The sequence below is a fragment of the Enterobacter soli genome, from assembly GCF_964208575.1.
GTDB classification, from domain to species: domain Bacteria; phylum Pseudomonadota; class Gammaproteobacteria; order Enterobacterales; family Enterobacteriaceae; genus Enterobacter; species Enterobacter soli_A.
The window spans coordinates 84,601-99,630 of record NZ_CAXOFU010000019.1; the positions used below are offsets into that span (position 1 = coordinate 84,601).

Consider the following 15,030-nt stretch of genomic DNA (forward strand, 5'->3'; position numbering starts at 1 on the left):
TCATTAGCCGCAGCATACACTCTGGAGTCGACTCCAGAGTCAAGGCTTATTTAGATGTACAGTGAACGCACGATCAGGAAGTGTCCGGCAAAGTAGCAGGCCGCCGCAATGGCGTTATCGGCGCGGAAGCGGCGGCGATAATGGCTGCCCAGCCAGACAATATTGCCGATAAGCAGCAGCGCGGCGCCAAAGAAGGCGGACATCGCCGTCGACGTCGGACGGAAGAACCACAGCTCACCCGCCAGCCACACCATCACCAGCGTCATGGCGATAAAGGTGCAGATGGGCCAGCGCATCTCTTCGAGGCGCGTCCAGATCACCGCCACCAGCAGCGCGCCAATCACCAGCAGGGCCAGCGGCAGCGGCCAGAAGAACGAGAGCGTCATCTGGCTGGCAAAATAGAGGGTATACAGCAGGTGCGACAGGAAAAACGCGCCCACGGCGTAGAGCAATCGCTGGCGCGGAAGCAGAGTCAGGGCATCACCAATCAGCGACGCGCACAGCCCCGCGAGCACCAGATAGCTGATGGCATTAAACATCGGCGCCTGCCAGGCAAGCAGCAGCAGGAGGAGAAGGGTAACGGGTTTAAACAACCAGCGCTGCCACGCGGGCCCGCGATACGACGCATCAACGAAAAGCCACGCGGACAAACAGACAGCGATAAATGACCAAAGCATATTAACTCCCTGTATCTGTTATGACTGAATAATCAGTTTCTGATTCAGTGTAGTGACGCGGGCGGGCGTTTGGCAATGACGGATAAGGCAAGGTATCCTTATTTCCGCCTAATCTGATGGGATAATCCAATGAGCAAGATGCCGCTTTTTTTCATTATTGTGGTGGCAATAATTGTTATCGCCGCCTCGTTTCGCTTTGTCCAGCAGCGCCGGGAAAAAGCCGATAACGACGCCGCGCCGCTGCTGCAAAAACGCGTGGTGGTGAGCAACAAGCGCGAAAAACCGATCAACGATCGCCGTTCGCGCCAGCAGCAGGTGACGCCTGCCGGAACGGCCATGCGCTATGAGGCGAGCTTTAAGCCGCAAAGCGGCGGGCTGGAAATGACCTTTCGCCTGGAGGCGCAGCAGTACCATCAGCTGACGGTGGGGGAAAAGGGAACGCTGAGCTACAAAGGGACGCGGTTTGAAGGGTTTGAACCGGAGCGGTAATTTTCCCCTCACCCCGGCCCTCTCCCACAGGGAGAGGGGTGTAATCGTCCCCTCTCCCTGTGGGAGAGGGTTAGGGTGAGGGCATCAGACCGCACCTTACTTCTTCGTCTGCGCCTGCGCCTTAAACTTCTTCATCCACACCAGCAGCTCAAACACGCCAAAAATAAACACTCTTAGCTGCTGCCAGCCGGTCATCTGCGGGCCGTCTTTCGGCAGGCCGTTTTTCAGCATCACCATCTGGAGCGCGTGCATAAACGAGGTAAAAATCAGCGCCACGTTAACGAAAATATTCATCGGGCGCGGGAACGGATGCACCAGGTTCAGGAGAAGAAACGCCCAAACGCCCAGCATCAGTAAACGGCCCAGATTAATCAGTACCGGCATCGGATTCTCCTTGTGCGTGTCGGTGATACAGACGATAGGCGACCTGACCGGCCACCTTCTCACGGTGCAGATCCCAGTGTACGGGCACGGGCGGTAACCCGTTTTCGACTTCGCTTTCTACATAAATAAGCGCGCCATCCGCCAGCCAGCCGTTGTTTTCAAGCAGCGCGAGCGTCTCCTCAAGCAGCCCCTTGCGAAACGGCGGGTCGACAAACACCACGTCGTGCGGTGTGCCCGGCTGCGCCAGGAACGCGAGCGAGTTGGTGTTCACCACCTTCGCGTTAGCCGCTTTCAGGGTAGCCAGATTTTGCTGAAGCTGCTGCGACACGCTGCGATCCATCTCCAGCAGCGTGGCGCTGCCGGCGTAGCGGGACAGTGCTTCCAGGCCCAGCGCGCCGCTGCCGGCAAAACAGTCGAGACAGCGGGCATCCACCATCGACGGCGCCAGCCAGTTAAACAGCGTTTCTCTTACGCGGTCGGTCGTTGGGCGTAAGCCGGGGCTGTCCGGCACCGGCAATTTCCGGCCTCGCCACTGGCCGCCGATAATACGAATTTGTCCGGCCTGGCGGTTCGTTTTCTTCATTTCAGGAAAGCTCTGTTAACAATTGGCCTGCGATTGCGGGCGGTGATGTCATTTAAGTAAAGTGTTAGACTATTTCATCATTTTTTTAGCTTCCATGTATATAGCGCCGCGAGGAGTGTAGTCGCAGATGGCAAAACAAAAAAAACGTGGCTTCTTTTCCTGGCTGGGCTTCGGTGAAAAAGAGCAAGAAACAGAACAGAAAACCGAAGAACAACAAGCCGTTGAAGAGCAAACGCCACCTGAAACGCCTGTTGAAACCGCTGCGCTCGTAGAGGCGGAAGAACACGCGCACAGCAAAGAAGAGACCGAAGCCTTTGCTGAAGAGATTGTTGAGGTAACCGAGCAGGTTCAGGAGAGCGAAAAGCCAGAACCGGTTGTGGTTGAAGAGGTTACCGAGGTTGTTGAAACACCGCAGGCCGTTATCGAGCACGAAGAGCTGCCGCTGCCGGAAGAGGTAAAAGCCGAAGAGGTTTCTGCCGAAGAGTGGCAGGCCGAAGCGGAAACCGTTGAAATTGTTGAAGCGGTAGAAGAAGAGGCTGCGCACGAGCCGGTGCTTACCGACGACGAGCTGGAAGCGCAGGCGCTGGCGGCAGAAGCCGCAGAAGAAGCTGAAATCGTGGTTCCGGTGGCAGAAGAAGACGAGCCGGTCGAAGAGATCGCGCAGGAGCAGGAAAAGCCGACCAAAGAGGGCTTCTTCGCGCGCCTGAAACGCAGCCTGCTTAAAACCAAAGAGAACTTAGGTTCCGGATTTATCAGTCTTTTCCGCGGCAAAAAGATCGACGATGATCTCTTTGAAGAGCTGGAAGAGCAGCTGCTGATCGCCGACGTTGGCGTAGAGACGACCCGTAAAATCATCGCCAGCCTGACCGAAGGCGCCAGCCGAAAACAGCTTCGCGACGCCGAAGCGCTGTACGGCCTGCTGAAAGATGAGATGGGCGAAATTCTCGCAAAAGTTGACGAACCGCTTAATATTGAAGGCAAAACGCCATTTGTTATTCTGATGGTTGGCGTGAATGGCGTGGGTAAAACCACCACCATCGGCAAGCTGGCGCGTCAGTTCGAGCAGCAGGGCAAATCGGTGATGCTGGCGGCGGGCGATACCTTCCGTGCGGCAGCGGTTGAACAGCTGCAGGTCTGGGGCCAGCGCAACGACATTCCGGTGATTGCGCAGCATACCGGCGCGGATTCCGCGTCCGTTATCTTTGACGCAATCCAGGCGGCCAAAGCGCGTAACGTCGACGTGCTGATTGCCGATACCGCAGGGCGCTTGCAGAACAAATCGCACCTGATGGAAGAACTGAAAAAAATCGTCCGCGTGATGAAGAAGCTGGACGAAGATGCACCGCATGAAATTATGCTGACTATCGACGCCAGCACCGGGCAGAACGCCATTAGCCAGGCGAAGCTGTTCCATGAAGCGGTAGGACTGACGGGCATTACGCTGACCAAGCTGGACGGCACAGCCAAAGGCGGGGTGATCTTCTCCGTGGCCGATCAGTTCGGCATTCCTATCCGCTACATCGGTGTGGGCGAGCGTATTGAGGATTTACGTCCGTTTAAATCGGACGACTTTATTGAGGCACTATTTGCCCGAGAGGATTAACAATGATTCGCTTTGAACACGTCAGCAAGGCCTATCTCGGTGGGAGACAAGCGCTGCAAGGGGTTACGTTCCACCTGCAGCCAGGCGAGATGGCATTCCTGACCGGCCATTCCGGCGCGGGGAAAAGTACCCTGCTCAAGCTTATCTGTGGGATCGAACGGCCAAGCGCCGGGAAAATCTTTTTCAGCGGCCATGACATCAGCCGCCTGAAAAACCGCGAGGTGCCGTTCCTGCGTCGCCAGATCGGCATGATTTTCCAGGATCACCATTTGCTGATGGATCGCACCGTCTTCGATAACGTGGCGATCCCGCTGATTATCGCCGGTGCCAGCTACGATGATATTCGCCGTCGCGTGTCGGCGGCGCTGGATAAGGTCGGGCTGCTGGACAAAGCGAAGAACTTCCCGATCCAGCTTTCCGGCGGTGAGCAGCAGCGCGTGGGTATCGCCCGCGCGGTGGTGAACAAGCCTGCCGTTCTGCTGGCGGACGAACCGACCGGTAACCTTGACGATGCGTTGTCCGAAGGCATTCTGCGTCTGTTTGAGGAGTTCAACCGCGTAGGGGTGACGGTATTAATGGCAACGCACGATATCGGGCTTATCTCCCGTCGTTCGTACCGTATGCTGACGCTGAGCGACGGTCATTTGCACGGAGGCCAGGGTGAATAAGCGTGACGCAATGAACCAAATCCGGCAGTTCGGAAACCGCTTCGACCGGTTCCGTAAACCGCAGGGTGGCGGCGGCGACAACCGCAATACGCCAAAGCGCGCGAAGGCCGCGCCAAAACCAAATTCGCGTAAAACCAACGTCTTTAACGAGCAGGTGCGCTACGCCTTTAGTGGCGCGTTGCAGGATCTGAAAAGCAAACCGCTGGCCACCTTCCTGACGGTGATGGTGATCGCCATCTCCCTGACGCTGCCAAGCGTCTGCTACATGGTTTACAAGAACGTGAACCAGGCGGCGTCGCAGTATTATCCTTCGCCGCAAATCACGGTGTATCTGGATAAAGCGCTCGACGATGACGCGGCGGCGCAGGTCGTGGGGCAGCTTCAGGCCGAGCAGGGGGTCGATAAGGTCAACTATCTCTCCCGTGAAGAGGCGCTGGGCGAGTTCCGCAACTGGTCCGGGTTCGGCGGTGCGCTGGATATGCTCGAAGAGAACCCGCTGCCCGCCGTGGCGGTGGTGAATCCGAAGCTTGATTTCCAGGGCACCGACGCGCTCAACACGCTGCGCGACCGTATTTCCCGCATTAAGGGCATCGATGAAGTGCGCATGGACGACAGCTGGTTTGCGCGTCTCGCGGCGCTGACCGGGCTGGTAGGGCGCGTATCGGCAATGATTGGCGTGCTGATGGTAGCGGCGGTCTTCCTCGTCATCGGCAACAGCGTGCGTCTGAGCATTTTTGCCCGCCGGGACACCATCAACGTTCAGAAACTCATTGGCGCAACGGATGGATTTATCCTGCGTCCGTTCCTTTACGGCGGCGCGTTACTGGGTTTTTCTGGCGCATTTCTTTCATTGATTCTGTCAGAAATTTTGGTGTTGCGGCTCTCTTCTGCCGTCACCGACGTGGCCCAGGTTTTTGGAACGAAGTTTGATATCAGCGGCTTAGGGTTCGATGAGTGCCTGTTGCTGCTGCTGGTCTGCTCGATGATCGGGTGGGTGGCAGCGTGGCTGGCGACGGTGCAACATTTACGTCACTTTACTCCCGAATAATAAAAGCGTGATATAATCTTTCCCTGCACCGAGCTGTTCGCTTGCAGGGAAAGAGTCCCTGTTTTCTCTTCCCCGCATATCATCTCTATGTCACATTTTGTGCGTAATTTATTCAACGTTGCACCCGGAACTTGTGGATAAAATCACTGTCTGATAAAAGAGTGAATGCTATTCTCGTTGCTCAAACGCTTTGGCATGGTTGTTGCCTGATGGGGATAACCTGGACCAGAAGAGACCAAATTGAGAGGAATGAATGACCAAAGAAATGCAAACTTTAGCTTTAGCCCCTGTTGGTAACCTGGAGTCTTACATCCGGGCTGCGAACACCTGGCCGATGTTAACGGCCGAGGAAGAAAAGGAGCTTGCTGAAAAGCTGCATTACCAGGGCGATCTGGAAGCAGCTAAGACGCTGATCCTGTCTCACCTGCGCTTTGTTGTTCACGTTGCTCGTAATTATGCGGGCTACGGCCTGCCGCAGGCAGACTTGATTCAGGAAGGTAACATCGGTCTGATGAAGGCTGTACGTCGCTTTAACCCGGAAGTGGGTGTGCGACTGGTCTCCTTCGCCGTTCACTGGATCAAAGCCGAAATTCATGAATACGTTTTGCGTAACTGGCGTATCGTGAAGGTCGCCACGACAAAAGCGCAACGCAAATTGTTCTTCAACCTGCGTAAAACCAAGCAGCGTCTGGGCTGGTTCAATCAGGATGAAGTTGAAATGGTGGCGCGCGAGCTGGGTGTAACCAGCAAAGACGTGCGTGAGATGGAATCCCGTATGGCGGCGCAGGACATGACCTTTGACATGTCTTCAGACGACGATGCGTCTGACAGCCAGCCGATGGCGCCGGTTCTGTATCTCCAGGATAAAACCTCCAACTTTGCCGACGGCATTGAAGAGGACAACTGGGAAGATCAGGCCGCTAACAAGCTGACCCATGCGATGGAAGGCCTCGACGAGCGTAGCCAGGATATTATCCGCGCCCGCTGGCTGGACGAAGACAACAAGTCCACCCTGCAAGAACTGGCCGACCGCTACGGCGTGTCCGCTGAGCGCGTTCGTCAGCTTGAAAAGAACGCCATGAAAAAACTTCGCGCCGCTATCGAAGCGTAATTTTCGCGAAGTATACCTTCAGCCGAAATAGAGCAGCCAACGCACCTGCGGCTTGAAATATGAAGGATAAAAACCCCTGGATGTGAATCCGGGGGTTTTGTTTTTTTATCGCCCGCTCTGGCGAATTCCCACCCCCTGGCAAACACTTACAGATGCGCTAAGCATGTGAATGTCTCAGGGGGAAAGGGTGAAAAACAAAGAACTGAATGACCGGCGTTTGCAGGCAACGCCGCGCGGTATCGGCGTGATGTGTAACTTCTATGCCGACAAAGCCGAAAACGCCACGCTTTGGGACGTTGAAGGCAATGAGGTTATCGACTTCGCCGCCGGGATCGCCGTGCTGAACACCGGCCACCGCCATCCAAAAGTCATCGCCGCCGTCGAAAAGCAACTCCACGCATTTACCCATACGGCCTACCAGATTGTCCCGTACGAAAGCTATGTCGCGCTTGCCGAGCGCATTAACGCCCGCGTGCCGATTGAGGGGCCGGCCAAAACCGCCTTCTTCTCAACGGGCGCGGAAGCGGTGGAAAACGCGGTGAAAATTGCCCGCGCGTACACCAAACGTCCCGGCATTATCACCTTTGGCGGCGCTTTCCACGGGCGCACCTTTATGACCATGGCGCTCACCGGCAAGGTTGCCCCGTACAAAATCGGCTTCGGCCCGTTCCCCGGCTCGGTTTATCACGGGCAATTCCCCAACGCGCTGCACGGCGTGAGCTCGCAGGACGCCATCAAGAGCGTGGAGCGGATCTTCAAAGCGGACATTGCCCCTGACCAGGTCGCGGCGATTATTCTTGAGCCGGTTCAGGGCGAGGGCGGGTTTAACGTCGCGCCCGCGGATTTCATGCAGGCGCTGCGCGCCCTGTGCGATACCCACGGCATTCTGCTGATCGCCGATGAGGTGCAGTCCGGCTTCGCCCGCACCGGCAAGCTGTTCTCGATGGAACACCACTGCGTGAAGCCCGATTTGATCACCATGGCTAAAAGCCTCGCGGGCGGGATGCCGCTCTCGGCGGTGTCCGGCCGGGCCGAGGTGATGGATGCGCCGGCGCCCGGCGGGCTGGGCGGCACCTACGCCGGTAACCCGCTGGCGATTGCCGCGGCTCACGCGGTGCTGGACGTGATCGACGAAGAAGATCTCTGCACCCGCTCGGCGCACCTTGGGCATCACCTGGTGGAAGTGCTGAACAAAGCGAAGGCGGACTGCCCGTACATCGCCGATATTCGCGCCCAGGGCTCGATGGTGGCGGTGGAGTTTAACGACCCGGAAACCGGGCAGCCGTCACCGGAATTCACCCGTCAGGTACAGGAGCGCGCGCTCCAGGAGGGGCTGTTGCTTCTGAGCTGCGGCGTGTACGGCAACGTGATTCGCTTCCTTTATCCGCTCACCATTCCTGAAGCGCAGTTCCGGCAGGCGCTGGATATCATCTCTGCGGCGCTGACTCGTTAAAGCCAAAAGCCCGGCGTAAATCCCTGCCGGGCTTCTCATATATTCATTTCAATTTTGCTATTCCAAAATCATAAAAATGGGGTATGTTTTAGCAGAGTGTGCTGAAAAAGCGCGGGCGGCATACCTATAATTGAAACAAAGCGCTGCACAACAACATCACAACAATCGTTATAACCAGAACAATGGGGATTCTCAGGATGAACATGAAGGGTAAAGCGTTACTGGCAGGATGTATCGCGTTGGCATTCAGCACCATGGCACAGGCCGATATCAAAGTGGCCGTTGTCGGCGCAATGTCCGGCCCGGTAGCCCAGTACGGCGACCAGGAATTTACGGGTGCAGAACAGGCGGTTGCCGACATTAATGCCAAGGGCGGTATCAAAGGCGAAAAGCTGCAGATCGTAAAATATGACGACGCCTGCGACCCGAAACAAGCGGTTGCGGTAGCGAACAAAGTGGTTAACGACGGCATCAAATACGTTATCGGCCATCTGTGCTCCTCTTCTACTCAGCCAGCGTCCGACATCTATGAAGACGAAGGCATTCTGATGATCACGCCAGCCGCTACCGCGCCAGAACTGACCGCGCGTGGCTACAAGCTGATCCTGCGCACCACCGGTCTGGACTCCGATCAGGGCCCAACCGCGGCGAAATACATCGTCGAAAAAGTGAAGCCGAAGCGCATTGCTATCGTTCACGACAAGCAGCAGTACGGCGAAGGCCTGGCGCGCTCCGTGCAGGACAACCTCAAGAAAGCCAATGCTGACGTGGTGTTCTTCGACGGGATTACCGCCGGTGAGAAAGATTTCTCCACGCTGGTGGCGCGTCTGAAGAAAGAGAATATCGACTTCGTTTACTACGGTGGCTATCACCCGGAAATGGGGCAGATCCTGCGCCAGGCGCGCGCAGCTGGCCTGAAAACGCAGTTCATGGGCCCGGAAGGCGTGGCGAACGTTTCCCTGTCTAACATCGCCGGTGAATCCGCTGAAGGCCTGCTGGTGACCAAGCCGAAGAACTACGATCAGGTGCCTGCGAACAAACCTATCGTAGACGCCATCAAGGCGAAGAAACAGGATCCAAGCGGCGCGTTCGTCTGGACCACCTACGCTGCGCTGCAGTCTCTGCAGGCGGGCCTGAACCAGTCAGCCGATCCGGCTGAGATCGCGAAATACCTGAAAGCGAACTCCGTTGAAACCGTCATGGGGCCGCTGTCCTGGGATGAGAAGGGCGATTTGAAAGGCTTCGAGTTTGGCGTGTTTGACTGGCATGCGAACGGTACGGCTACTGACGCGAAATGATAGTGGTGCGGGCTGATGCCCGCACACCTTTACCGTTTTTCCCACCCATTTTCCTGCGCCGTAAACCCTAACGCCTGCATAAATGCCGCCATCACGCCGCGGTCTTCTACGCCCACGTCCGCCATCCACCATGAGGTGACGCTCGGGTTTTCACGGATCACTTCTTCAATCAAATATTGCCCCACGCCGCGACGGCGGGTGACGTCACGCACGCGAAGGGAGTCCAGCGCGCCCTGCGTCCCGCTCAGCGTGACGCGAACGGCGGCCAGCAGACGCTCGTTAAAGCGGGCGGCGTAAATGCGGTGAGTCTCGTCGACGCTCAGGGACGAAGAGGAGTATTCCGGCCAGATCTTGCCAAGGTCGATGTGATCCTGGTCGCTAAAGGTCACGAGACGGACGATAGTCAGTTTCATTCGCTATGAGTCCAAATCAAAAAGAGTAGGGGCAGTGTACTCAATTTAGTCTGCCAGCGGCTTTCTCTTTTTAATCCATTTGCCAGGTGATTAGTTTTTTGAGCCCGTAATGTGCAGTTCAAAAACACATGGATCGAAAAATAAGCAGGATTTTAACCTAAATGGTAGTGATTTATTCCGCGCTTTGTACCGTTATTTTATGCTGCAAACCTGACTTTTATTTGTTTATCTCTGCCTGAATTCAGAATATTATCTTTGCTTAATCGCCTGAAAAATAGAGATTTTAGTCAGGTTTTTGTAAAAAACCTGCGCTAAACCATTAAAGGCACTGGTAAAAATAGCGTTGTTCATTAAAAGTTCAGAATGCTTTTTAACCATAATAAAACAAAATATAAACATCACGTCATGAATGGGGATTCACAGATGAAAAGGAACGCGAAAGCATTGATCGCGGGGATGGTTGCACTGGCGATTTCGCAGGCAGCCATGGCGGAAGAGATAAAAGTTGCGGTTGTAGGCGCGATGTCCGGCCCGGTCGCCCAGTGGGGTGATATGGAGTTCAACGGCGCGCGTCAGGCAATCAAAGACATCAACGCCAAAGGCGGTATCAAAGGCGACAAGCTGGTGGGCGTGGAATATGACGACGCCTGCGATCCTAAACAGGCCGTCGCGGTCGCTAACAAAATTGTGAACGATGGCATTCAGTATGTGATTGGCCACCTCTGTTCATCCTCCACACAGCCTGCGTCTGACATCTACGAAGATGAAGGCATTCTGATGATCACCCCGGGCGCCACCAACCCTGAGCTGACCCAGCGCGGCTATCAGCACATCATGCGTACCGCCGGGCTGGACTCCTCCCAGGGGCCGACCGCGGCCAAATTTATCCTTGAAACCGTGAAGCCACAGCGCATCGCCATTATTCACGACAAGCAGCAGTACGGTGAAGGCCTGGCGCGCTCCGTGCAGGACGGGCTGAAAAAAGGCGGCGCGAATATCGTCTTCTTTGACGGTATCACCGCGGGCGAAAAAGACTTCTCCGCGCTGATTGCCCGTCTGCAAAAAGAGAACATCGACTTCGTTTACTACGGCGGTTACTACCCTGAAATGGGCCAGATGCTGCGCCAGGCGCGCGCGACCGGCCTGAAAACCCAGTTTATGGGGCCGGAAGGCGTGGGTAACGCGTCCCTGTCCAACATCGCGGGCGATGCGGCGGAAGGTATGCTGGTGACGATGCCAAAACGCTATGACCAGGATCCGGCGAACAAGGCTATCGTTGATGCGCTGAAGGCGCAGAAGAAAGATCCGAGCGGCCCGTACGTGTGGATCACCTATGCCGCCGTGCAGTCTCTGGCAACCGCGCTGGATCGTACCGGCAGCAAAGAGCCGCTGGATCTGGTGAAAGATTTAAAAGCACACGGGGCGAACACCGTGATTGGGCCGCTGAACTGGGATGAGAAAGGCGATCTGAAGGGATTTGAATTTGGTGTCTTTAAGTGGCACGCCGACGGCTCGTCCTCGGTCGCCAAATAATTATCCCACCGCCCGGCTCACCGGGCGGGTTTAAAAAGGTTTGCATATGTCCGAGCAGTTTCTCTATTTCTTGCAGCAGATGTTTAACGGCGTCACGCTGGGAAGCACCTACGCGCTGATCGCCATCGGCTATACGATGGTTTACGGCATTATCGGCATGATCAACTTCGCCCACGGCGAGGTGTACATGATCGGCAGCTATGTCTCCTTTATGATCATCGCCGCGCTCATGATGATGGGCATCGACAGCAGCTGGCTGCTGGTTGCCGCCGGGTTTGTCGGCGCGATTGTGATTGCCAGCGCCTACGGCTGGAGCATTGAACGCGTGGCCTACCGGCCCGTGCGCAGCTCCAAGCGCCTGATTGCGCTTATCTCCGCCATCGGGATGTCTATTTTCCTGCAAAACTACGTCAGCCTGACCGAAGGCTCGCGCGACGTGGCGCTGCCAAGCCTGTTTAACGGCCAGTGGATTGTGGGCGCGAGCGAGAACTTCTCTGCTTCCATTACCACCATGCAGCTGGTTATCTGGGTAGTGACCTTTATTGCGATGCTGGCGCTGACCCTGTTCATTCGCTACTCCCGCATGGGGCGCGCCTGCCGTGCCTGCGCCGAAGACCTGAAAATGGCGAGCCTGCTTGGGATTAACACCGACCGCGTGATTGCGCTGACCTTTGTGATCGGCGCGGCGATGGCGGCGGTGGCGGGCGTGCTGCTCGGCCAGTTCTACGGCGTAATCAACCCGTACATCGGCTTTATGGCCGGGATGAAGGCCTTCACCGCGGCGGTACTGGGCGGTATCGGCAGCATTCCGGGCGCGATGATTGGCGGCCTGATCCTCGGCGTGGCGGAAGCCCTCTCCTCGGCGTATCTGAGCACCGAGTATAAAGACGTGGTGTCGTTCGCCCTGCTGATTCTGGTTCTGCTGGTGATGCCTACCGGTATTCTGGGTCGTCCGGAGGTAGAGAAAGTATGAAACCGATGCATTTTGCGATGGCGCTGCTCTCTGCCGCCATGTTCTTCGTCCTGGCGGGCGTCTTTATGGGCGTCCAATTGCAGTTAGATGGCACGAAGCTGGTCGTGGATACCGCGCCGGACATCCGCTGGCAGTGGGTGTTTATCGGCACCGCGGTGGTGTTCCTGTTCCAGCTGCTGCGCCCGATGTTCCAGAAGACGTTCAAAAACGTCTCCGGGCCAAAGTTTGTCTTACCGGCTATCGACGGCTCAACCGTTAAGCAGAAGCTGTTCCTCGTGGCGCTGCTGGTCGCGGCGGTCGCCTGGCCGTTCGTGGTGTCGCGCGGCACGGTGGACATCGCTACCCTGACGATGATCTACGTGATTCTGGGTCTGGGTCTGAACGTGGTGGTGGGCCTTTCCGGCCTGCTGGTGCTGGGCTACGGCGGTTTCTACGCCATCGGCGCCTACACCTTTGCGCTGCTGAACCACTATTACGGCCTCGGCTTCTGGACCTGCCTGCCGCTGGCGGGACTGGTCTCTGCCGCCGCGGGCTTCCTGCTCGGCTTCCCGGTGCTGCGCCTGCGCGGCGACTATCTGGCGATTGTGACCTTAGGCTTCGGCGAAATCGTCCGTATCCTGCTGCTTAACAATACCGAAGTCACCGGCGGCCCGAACGGCATCAGCCAGATCCCGAAACCGACCTTCTTCGGCCTGGAGTTCAGCCGCTCCGCGCGTGAAGGCGGCTGGGACACCTTCAGCAACTTCTTCGGCGTGAAGTATGACGCGTCCGACCGCGTGATCTGGCTCTACCTGGTGGCGCTGCTGCTGGTGGTGATTACCCTGTTCGTGATCAACCGTCTGCTGCGCATGCCGCTCGGCCGCGCGTGGGAGGCGCTGCGTGAAGACGAGATCGCCTGCCGCTCCCTGGGCCTGAACCCGACCCGCATCAAGCTGACCGCGTTTACCATCAGCGCCGCGTTTGCCGGTTTCGCCGGAACGCTGTTCGCCGCGCGCCAGGGCTTCGTTAGCCCGGAATCCTTCACCTTTGCCGAATCCGCCTTTGTGCTGGCGATTGTGGTGCTGGGCGGGATGGGCTCGCAGTTCGCCGTTATCCTCGCGGCTATCCTGCTGGTGGTGTCCCGCGAGCTGATGCGCGACTTTAACGAGTACAGCATGCTGATGCTCGGTGGTTTGATGGTGCTGATGATGATCTGGCGTCCGCAGGGCTTGCTGCCGATGACCCGTCCACAGCTGAAGCTGAAGAACGGGCAAGCGAAAGGAGAGCAGGCATGAGTCAGCCATTATTATCCGTTAACGGCCTGATGATGCGTTTTGGCGGCCTGCTGGCGGTCAACAACGTCAATCTGGACCTGCACAAGAAAGAGATTGTCTCCCTGATTGGGCCGAACGGCGCGGGGAAAACCACGGTCTTTAACTGCCTGACCGGGTTCTATAAGCCGACGGGCGGCACCATTATGCTGCGCGACCAGCACCTTGAAGGCCTGCCGGGCCAGCAGATTGCGCGCATGGGCGTGGTGCGTACCTTCCAGCACGTGCGCCTGTTCCGCGAGATGACGGTGATTGAGAACCTGCTGGTGGCACAGCACCAGCAGCTCAAAACCGGCCTGTTCTCCGGCCTGCTGAAAACACCGGCCTTCCGCCGGGCGCAGGATGAAGCGCTGGATCGCGCCGCCACCTGGCTCGACCGTATCGGCCTGCTCCAGCACGCCAACCGTCAGGCGAGCAACCTGGCCTATGGCGACCAGCGTCGTCTGGAGATCGTCCGCTGCATGGTCACCCAGCCGGAGATCCTGATGCTCGACGAACCCGCCGCCGGTCTTAACCCGAAAGAGACCAAAGAGCTGGACGAGCTGATTGCCGAGCTGCGCGATCATCACGACACCACCATTCTGCTGATTGAGCACGACATGAAGCTGGTGATGGGCATTTCTGACCGTATCTACGTGGTAAACCAGGGCACGCCGCTGGCAAACGGGACGCCGGAAGAGATCCGCAACAACCCGGACGTGATCCGCGCATACCTTGGTGAGGCATAAGATGGAAAAAGCGATGTTAACGTTCGACAAGGTCAACGCGCATTACGGCAAAATCCAGGCGCTGCATGACGTGAGCCTGCATATCAATCAGGGGGAAATTGTGACCCTGATTGGCGCCAACGGTGCGGGTAAGACCACGCTGCTCGGCACGCTGTGCGGCGACCCGCGCGCCACCAGCGGGCGAATTGTGTTTGATGGCAAAGATATTACCGACTGGCAGACCGCGAAAATCATGCGCGAAGCGGTGGCGATTGTCCCGGAAGGGCGTCGCGTCTTCTCGCGCATGACGGTGGAAGAGAACCTGGCGATGGGCGGCTTCTTCGCGCACCGCGATGAATACCAGACCCGCATCAAGTGGGTGTATGAGCTCTTCCCGCGCCTGTGGGAGCGCCGCATTCAGCGTGCGGGCACCATGTCCGGCGGTGAACAGCAGATGCTGGCGATTGGCCGCGCGCTGATGAGTCAGCCGCGTCTGCTGCTGCTTGATGAACCGTCGCTCGGCCTGGCGCCGATCATCATCCAGCAGATTTTCGACACCATCGAACAGCTTCGTAAAGAGGGGATGACCATCTTCCTCGTGGAGCAGAACGCCAACCAGGCGCTGAAGCTCGCCGACCGCGGCTACGTGCTGGAAAACGGCCGCGTGGTGCTGGAGGATACCGGCGACGCGCTGCTGGCGAACGAAGCGGTGCGGAGCGCGTATTTAGGCGGATAGGTAAAAGCAAAAAGGCAACGTAAGTTGCCTTTTTTAATGTTTGC

At 57.2% G+C, this 15,030-nt stretch carries 16 protein-coding genes; 12 read left to right on the forward strand and 4 right to left on the reverse strand.

The window, feature by feature from the left end:
• Positions 1 to 50 precede the first annotated feature (50 nt).
• The gene (locus AB6V08_RS18030) at positions 51 to 677 is read right to left on the reverse strand and encodes a lysoplasmalogenase (protein WP_368544181.1); all 627 of its coding nucleotides are present in this window, start codon (positions 675 to 677) and stop codon (positions 51 to 53) included.
• A 129-nt stretch (positions 678 to 806) separates the two neighbouring features.
• Between AB6V08_RS18030 and AB6V08_RS18035 the strand changes: the two genes are divergently transcribed.
• The gene (locus tag AB6V08_RS18035; protein WP_368544182.1) at positions 807 to 1,166 is read left to right on the forward strand and encodes a DUF2500 domain-containing protein; all 360 of its coding nucleotides are present in this window, start codon (positions 807 to 809) and stop codon (positions 1,164 to 1,166) included.
• Between the two features lie 96 nt (positions 1,167 to 1,262).
• Here AB6V08_RS18035 and AB6V08_RS18040 read toward each other — a convergent pair whose 3' ends face one another.
• Positions 1,263 to 1,550, reverse strand: a complete 288-nt coding sequence (locus AB6V08_RS18040; protein WP_368544183.1) for a DUF1145 family protein — start codon at positions 1,548 to 1,550, stop codon at positions 1,263 to 1,265.
• Positions 1,534 to 2,133 (reverse strand): 16S rRNA (guanine(966)-N(2))-methyltransferase, encoded by a 600-nt coding sequence (rsmD, locus tag AB6V08_RS18045; RefSeq protein WP_368544184.1) that lies wholly within the window; start codon positions 2,131 to 2,133, stop codon positions 1,534 to 1,536. Before rsmD ends, AB6V08_RS18040 begins: the two co-directional genes overlap by 17 nt.
• Before the next feature lie 127 nt (positions 2,134 to 2,260).
• On the opposite strand from rsmD, the gene ftsY reads away from it, so the two are divergent.
• The 6 genes from ftsY (at position 2,261) to livJ (ending at position 9,314) form a co-directional block, all read left to right on the forward strand.
• A complete protein-coding gene (ftsY, locus tag AB6V08_RS18050) occupies positions 2,261 to 3,736 on the forward strand; it encodes a signal recognition particle-docking protein FtsY (RefSeq protein ID WP_368544185.1) in 1,476 nt (491 codons plus the stop codon).
• Positions 3,737 to 3,738: 2 nt separating this feature from the next.
• On the forward strand, positions 3,739 to 4,404 hold the full coding sequence (ftsE, locus tag AB6V08_RS18055) for a cell division ATP-binding protein FtsE (protein WP_368544187.1): 666 nt from the start codon (positions 3,739 to 3,741) through the stop codon (positions 4,402 to 4,404).
• The gene (gene ftsX, locus AB6V08_RS18060; RefSeq protein ID WP_368544188.1) at positions 4,397 to 5,452 is read left to right on the forward strand and encodes a permease-like cell division protein FtsX; all 1,056 of its coding nucleotides are present in this window, start codon (positions 4,397 to 4,399) and stop codon (positions 5,450 to 5,452) included. Before ftsE ends, ftsX begins: the two co-directional genes overlap by 8 nt.
• A gap of 253 nt (positions 5,453 to 5,705) precedes the next feature.
• Positions 5,706 to 6,563, forward strand: coding sequence for an RNA polymerase sigma factor RpoH (rpoH, locus tag AB6V08_RS18065; protein WP_024906692.1), 858 nt, complete (start codon positions 5,706 to 5,708; stop codon positions 6,561 to 6,563).
• Between the two features lie 187 nt (positions 6,564 to 6,750).
• Positions 6,751 to 8,016, forward strand: coding sequence for a 4-aminobutyrate--2-oxoglutarate transaminase (locus AB6V08_RS18070; protein ID WP_368544190.1), 1,266 nt, complete (start codon positions 6,751 to 6,753; stop codon positions 8,014 to 8,016).
• A gap of 197 nt (positions 8,017 to 8,213) precedes the next feature.
• Positions 8,214 to 9,314, forward strand: a complete 1,101-nt coding sequence (gene livJ, locus AB6V08_RS18075) for a branched chain amino acid ABC transporter substrate-binding protein LivJ (protein WP_368544191.1) — start codon at positions 8,214 to 8,216, stop codon at positions 9,312 to 9,314.
• Between the two features lie 29 nt (positions 9,315 to 9,343).
• Here livJ and panM read toward each other — a convergent pair whose 3' ends face one another.
• Positions 9,344 to 9,727 carry an aspartate 1-decarboxylase autocleavage activator PanM gene (gene panM / locus AB6V08_RS18080; protein ID WP_368544192.1) on the reverse strand — a complete coding sequence of 128 codons (384 nt, stop codon included), beginning with the start codon at positions 9,725 to 9,727 and terminating at the stop codon, positions 9,344 to 9,346.
• Positions 9,728 to 10,150: 423 nt separating this feature from the next.
• On the opposite strand from panM, the gene livK reads away from it, so the two are divergent.
• The 5 genes from livK to livF are packed head-to-tail and all read left to right on the forward strand — an operon-like array spanning position 10,151 to position 14,986.
• The gene (gene livK, locus AB6V08_RS18085) at positions 10,151 to 11,260 is read left to right on the forward strand and encodes a high-affinity branched-chain amino acid ABC transporter substrate-binding protein LivK (RefSeq protein ID WP_368544193.1); all 1,110 of its coding nucleotides are present in this window, start codon (positions 10,151 to 10,153) and stop codon (positions 11,258 to 11,260) included.
• A gap of 46 nt (positions 11,261 to 11,306) precedes the next feature.
• The gene (gene livH / locus AB6V08_RS18090) at positions 11,307 to 12,233 is read left to right on the forward strand and encodes a high-affinity branched-chain amino acid ABC transporter permease LivH (protein WP_013099131.1); all 927 of its coding nucleotides are present in this window, start codon (positions 11,307 to 11,309) and stop codon (positions 12,231 to 12,233) included.
• On the forward strand, positions 12,230 to 13,507 hold the full coding sequence (locus tag AB6V08_RS18095) for a high-affinity branched-chain amino acid ABC transporter permease LivM (protein ID WP_368544194.1): 1,278 nt from the start codon (positions 12,230 to 12,232) through the stop codon (positions 13,505 to 13,507). The genes livH and AB6V08_RS18095 overlap by 4 nt, the downstream gene beginning before the upstream one ends.
• On the forward strand, positions 13,504 to 14,271 hold the full coding sequence (gene livG, locus AB6V08_RS18100) for a high-affinity branched-chain amino acid ABC transporter ATP-binding protein LivG (RefSeq protein WP_008500101.1): 768 nt from the start codon (positions 13,504 to 13,506) through the stop codon (positions 14,269 to 14,271). The genes AB6V08_RS18095 and livG overlap by 4 nt, the downstream gene beginning before the upstream one ends.
• Before the next feature lies 1 nt (position 14,272).
• The gene (gene livF, locus AB6V08_RS18105; protein WP_006812273.1) at positions 14,273 to 14,986 is read left to right on the forward strand and encodes a high-affinity branched-chain amino acid ABC transporter ATP-binding protein LivF; all 714 of its coding nucleotides are present in this window, start codon (positions 14,273 to 14,275) and stop codon (positions 14,984 to 14,986) included.
• Positions 14,987 to 15,030: the final 44 nt, after the last annotated feature.

What these genes read in the sequence shown, in the direction of transcription:
- AB6V08_RS18030 (WP_368544181.1), bottom strand. Translation starts at nt 677, where the DNA reads ATGCTTTGGTCATTTATCGCTGTCTGTTTGTCCGCGTGGCTTTTCGTT.
- AB6V08_RS18035 (WP_368544182.1), top strand. Translation starts at nt 807, where the DNA reads ATGAGCAAGATGCCGCTTTTTTTCATTATTGTGGTGGCAATAATTGTT.
- AB6V08_RS18040 (WP_368544183.1), bottom strand. Translation starts at nt 1,550, where the DNA reads ATGCCGGTACTGATTAATCTGGGCCGTTTACTGATGCTGGGCGTTTGG.
- rsmD (WP_368544184.1), bottom strand. Translation starts at nt 2,133, where the DNA reads ATGAAGAAAACGAACCGCCAGGCCGGACAAATTCGTATTATCGGCGGC.
- ftsY (WP_368544185.1), top strand. Translation starts at nt 2,261, where the DNA reads ATGGCAAAACAAAAAAAACGTGGCTTCTTTTCCTGGCTGGGCTTCGGT.
- ftsE (WP_368544187.1), top strand. Translation starts at nt 3,739, where the DNA reads ATGATTCGCTTTGAACACGTCAGCAAGGCCTATCTCGGTGGGAGACAA.
- rpoH (WP_024906692.1), top strand. Translation starts at nt 5,706, where the DNA reads ATGACCAAAGAAATGCAAACTTTAGCTTTAGCCCCTGTTGGTAACCTG.
- livJ (WP_368544191.1), top strand. Translation starts at nt 8,214, where the DNA reads ATGAACATGAAGGGTAAAGCGTTACTGGCAGGATGTATCGCGTTGGCA.
- panM (WP_368544192.1), bottom strand. Translation starts at nt 9,727, where the DNA reads ATGAAACTGACTATCGTCCGTCTCGTGACCTTTAGCGACCAGGATCAC.
- livK (WP_368544193.1), top strand. Translation starts at nt 10,151, where the DNA reads ATGAAAAGGAACGCGAAAGCATTGATCGCGGGGATGGTTGCACTGGCG.
- livH (WP_013099131.1), top strand. Translation starts at nt 11,307, where the DNA reads ATGTCCGAGCAGTTTCTCTATTTCTTGCAGCAGATGTTTAACGGCGTC.
- AB6V08_RS18095 (WP_368544194.1), top strand. Translation starts at nt 12,230, where the DNA reads ATGAAACCGATGCATTTTGCGATGGCGCTGCTCTCTGCCGCCATGTTC.
- livG (WP_008500101.1), top strand. Translation starts at nt 13,504, where the DNA reads ATGAGTCAGCCATTATTATCCGTTAACGGCCTGATGATGCGTTTTGGC.
- livF (WP_006812273.1), top strand. Translation starts at nt 14,273, where the DNA reads ATGGAAAAAGCGATGTTAACGTTCGACAAGGTCAACGCGCATTACGGC.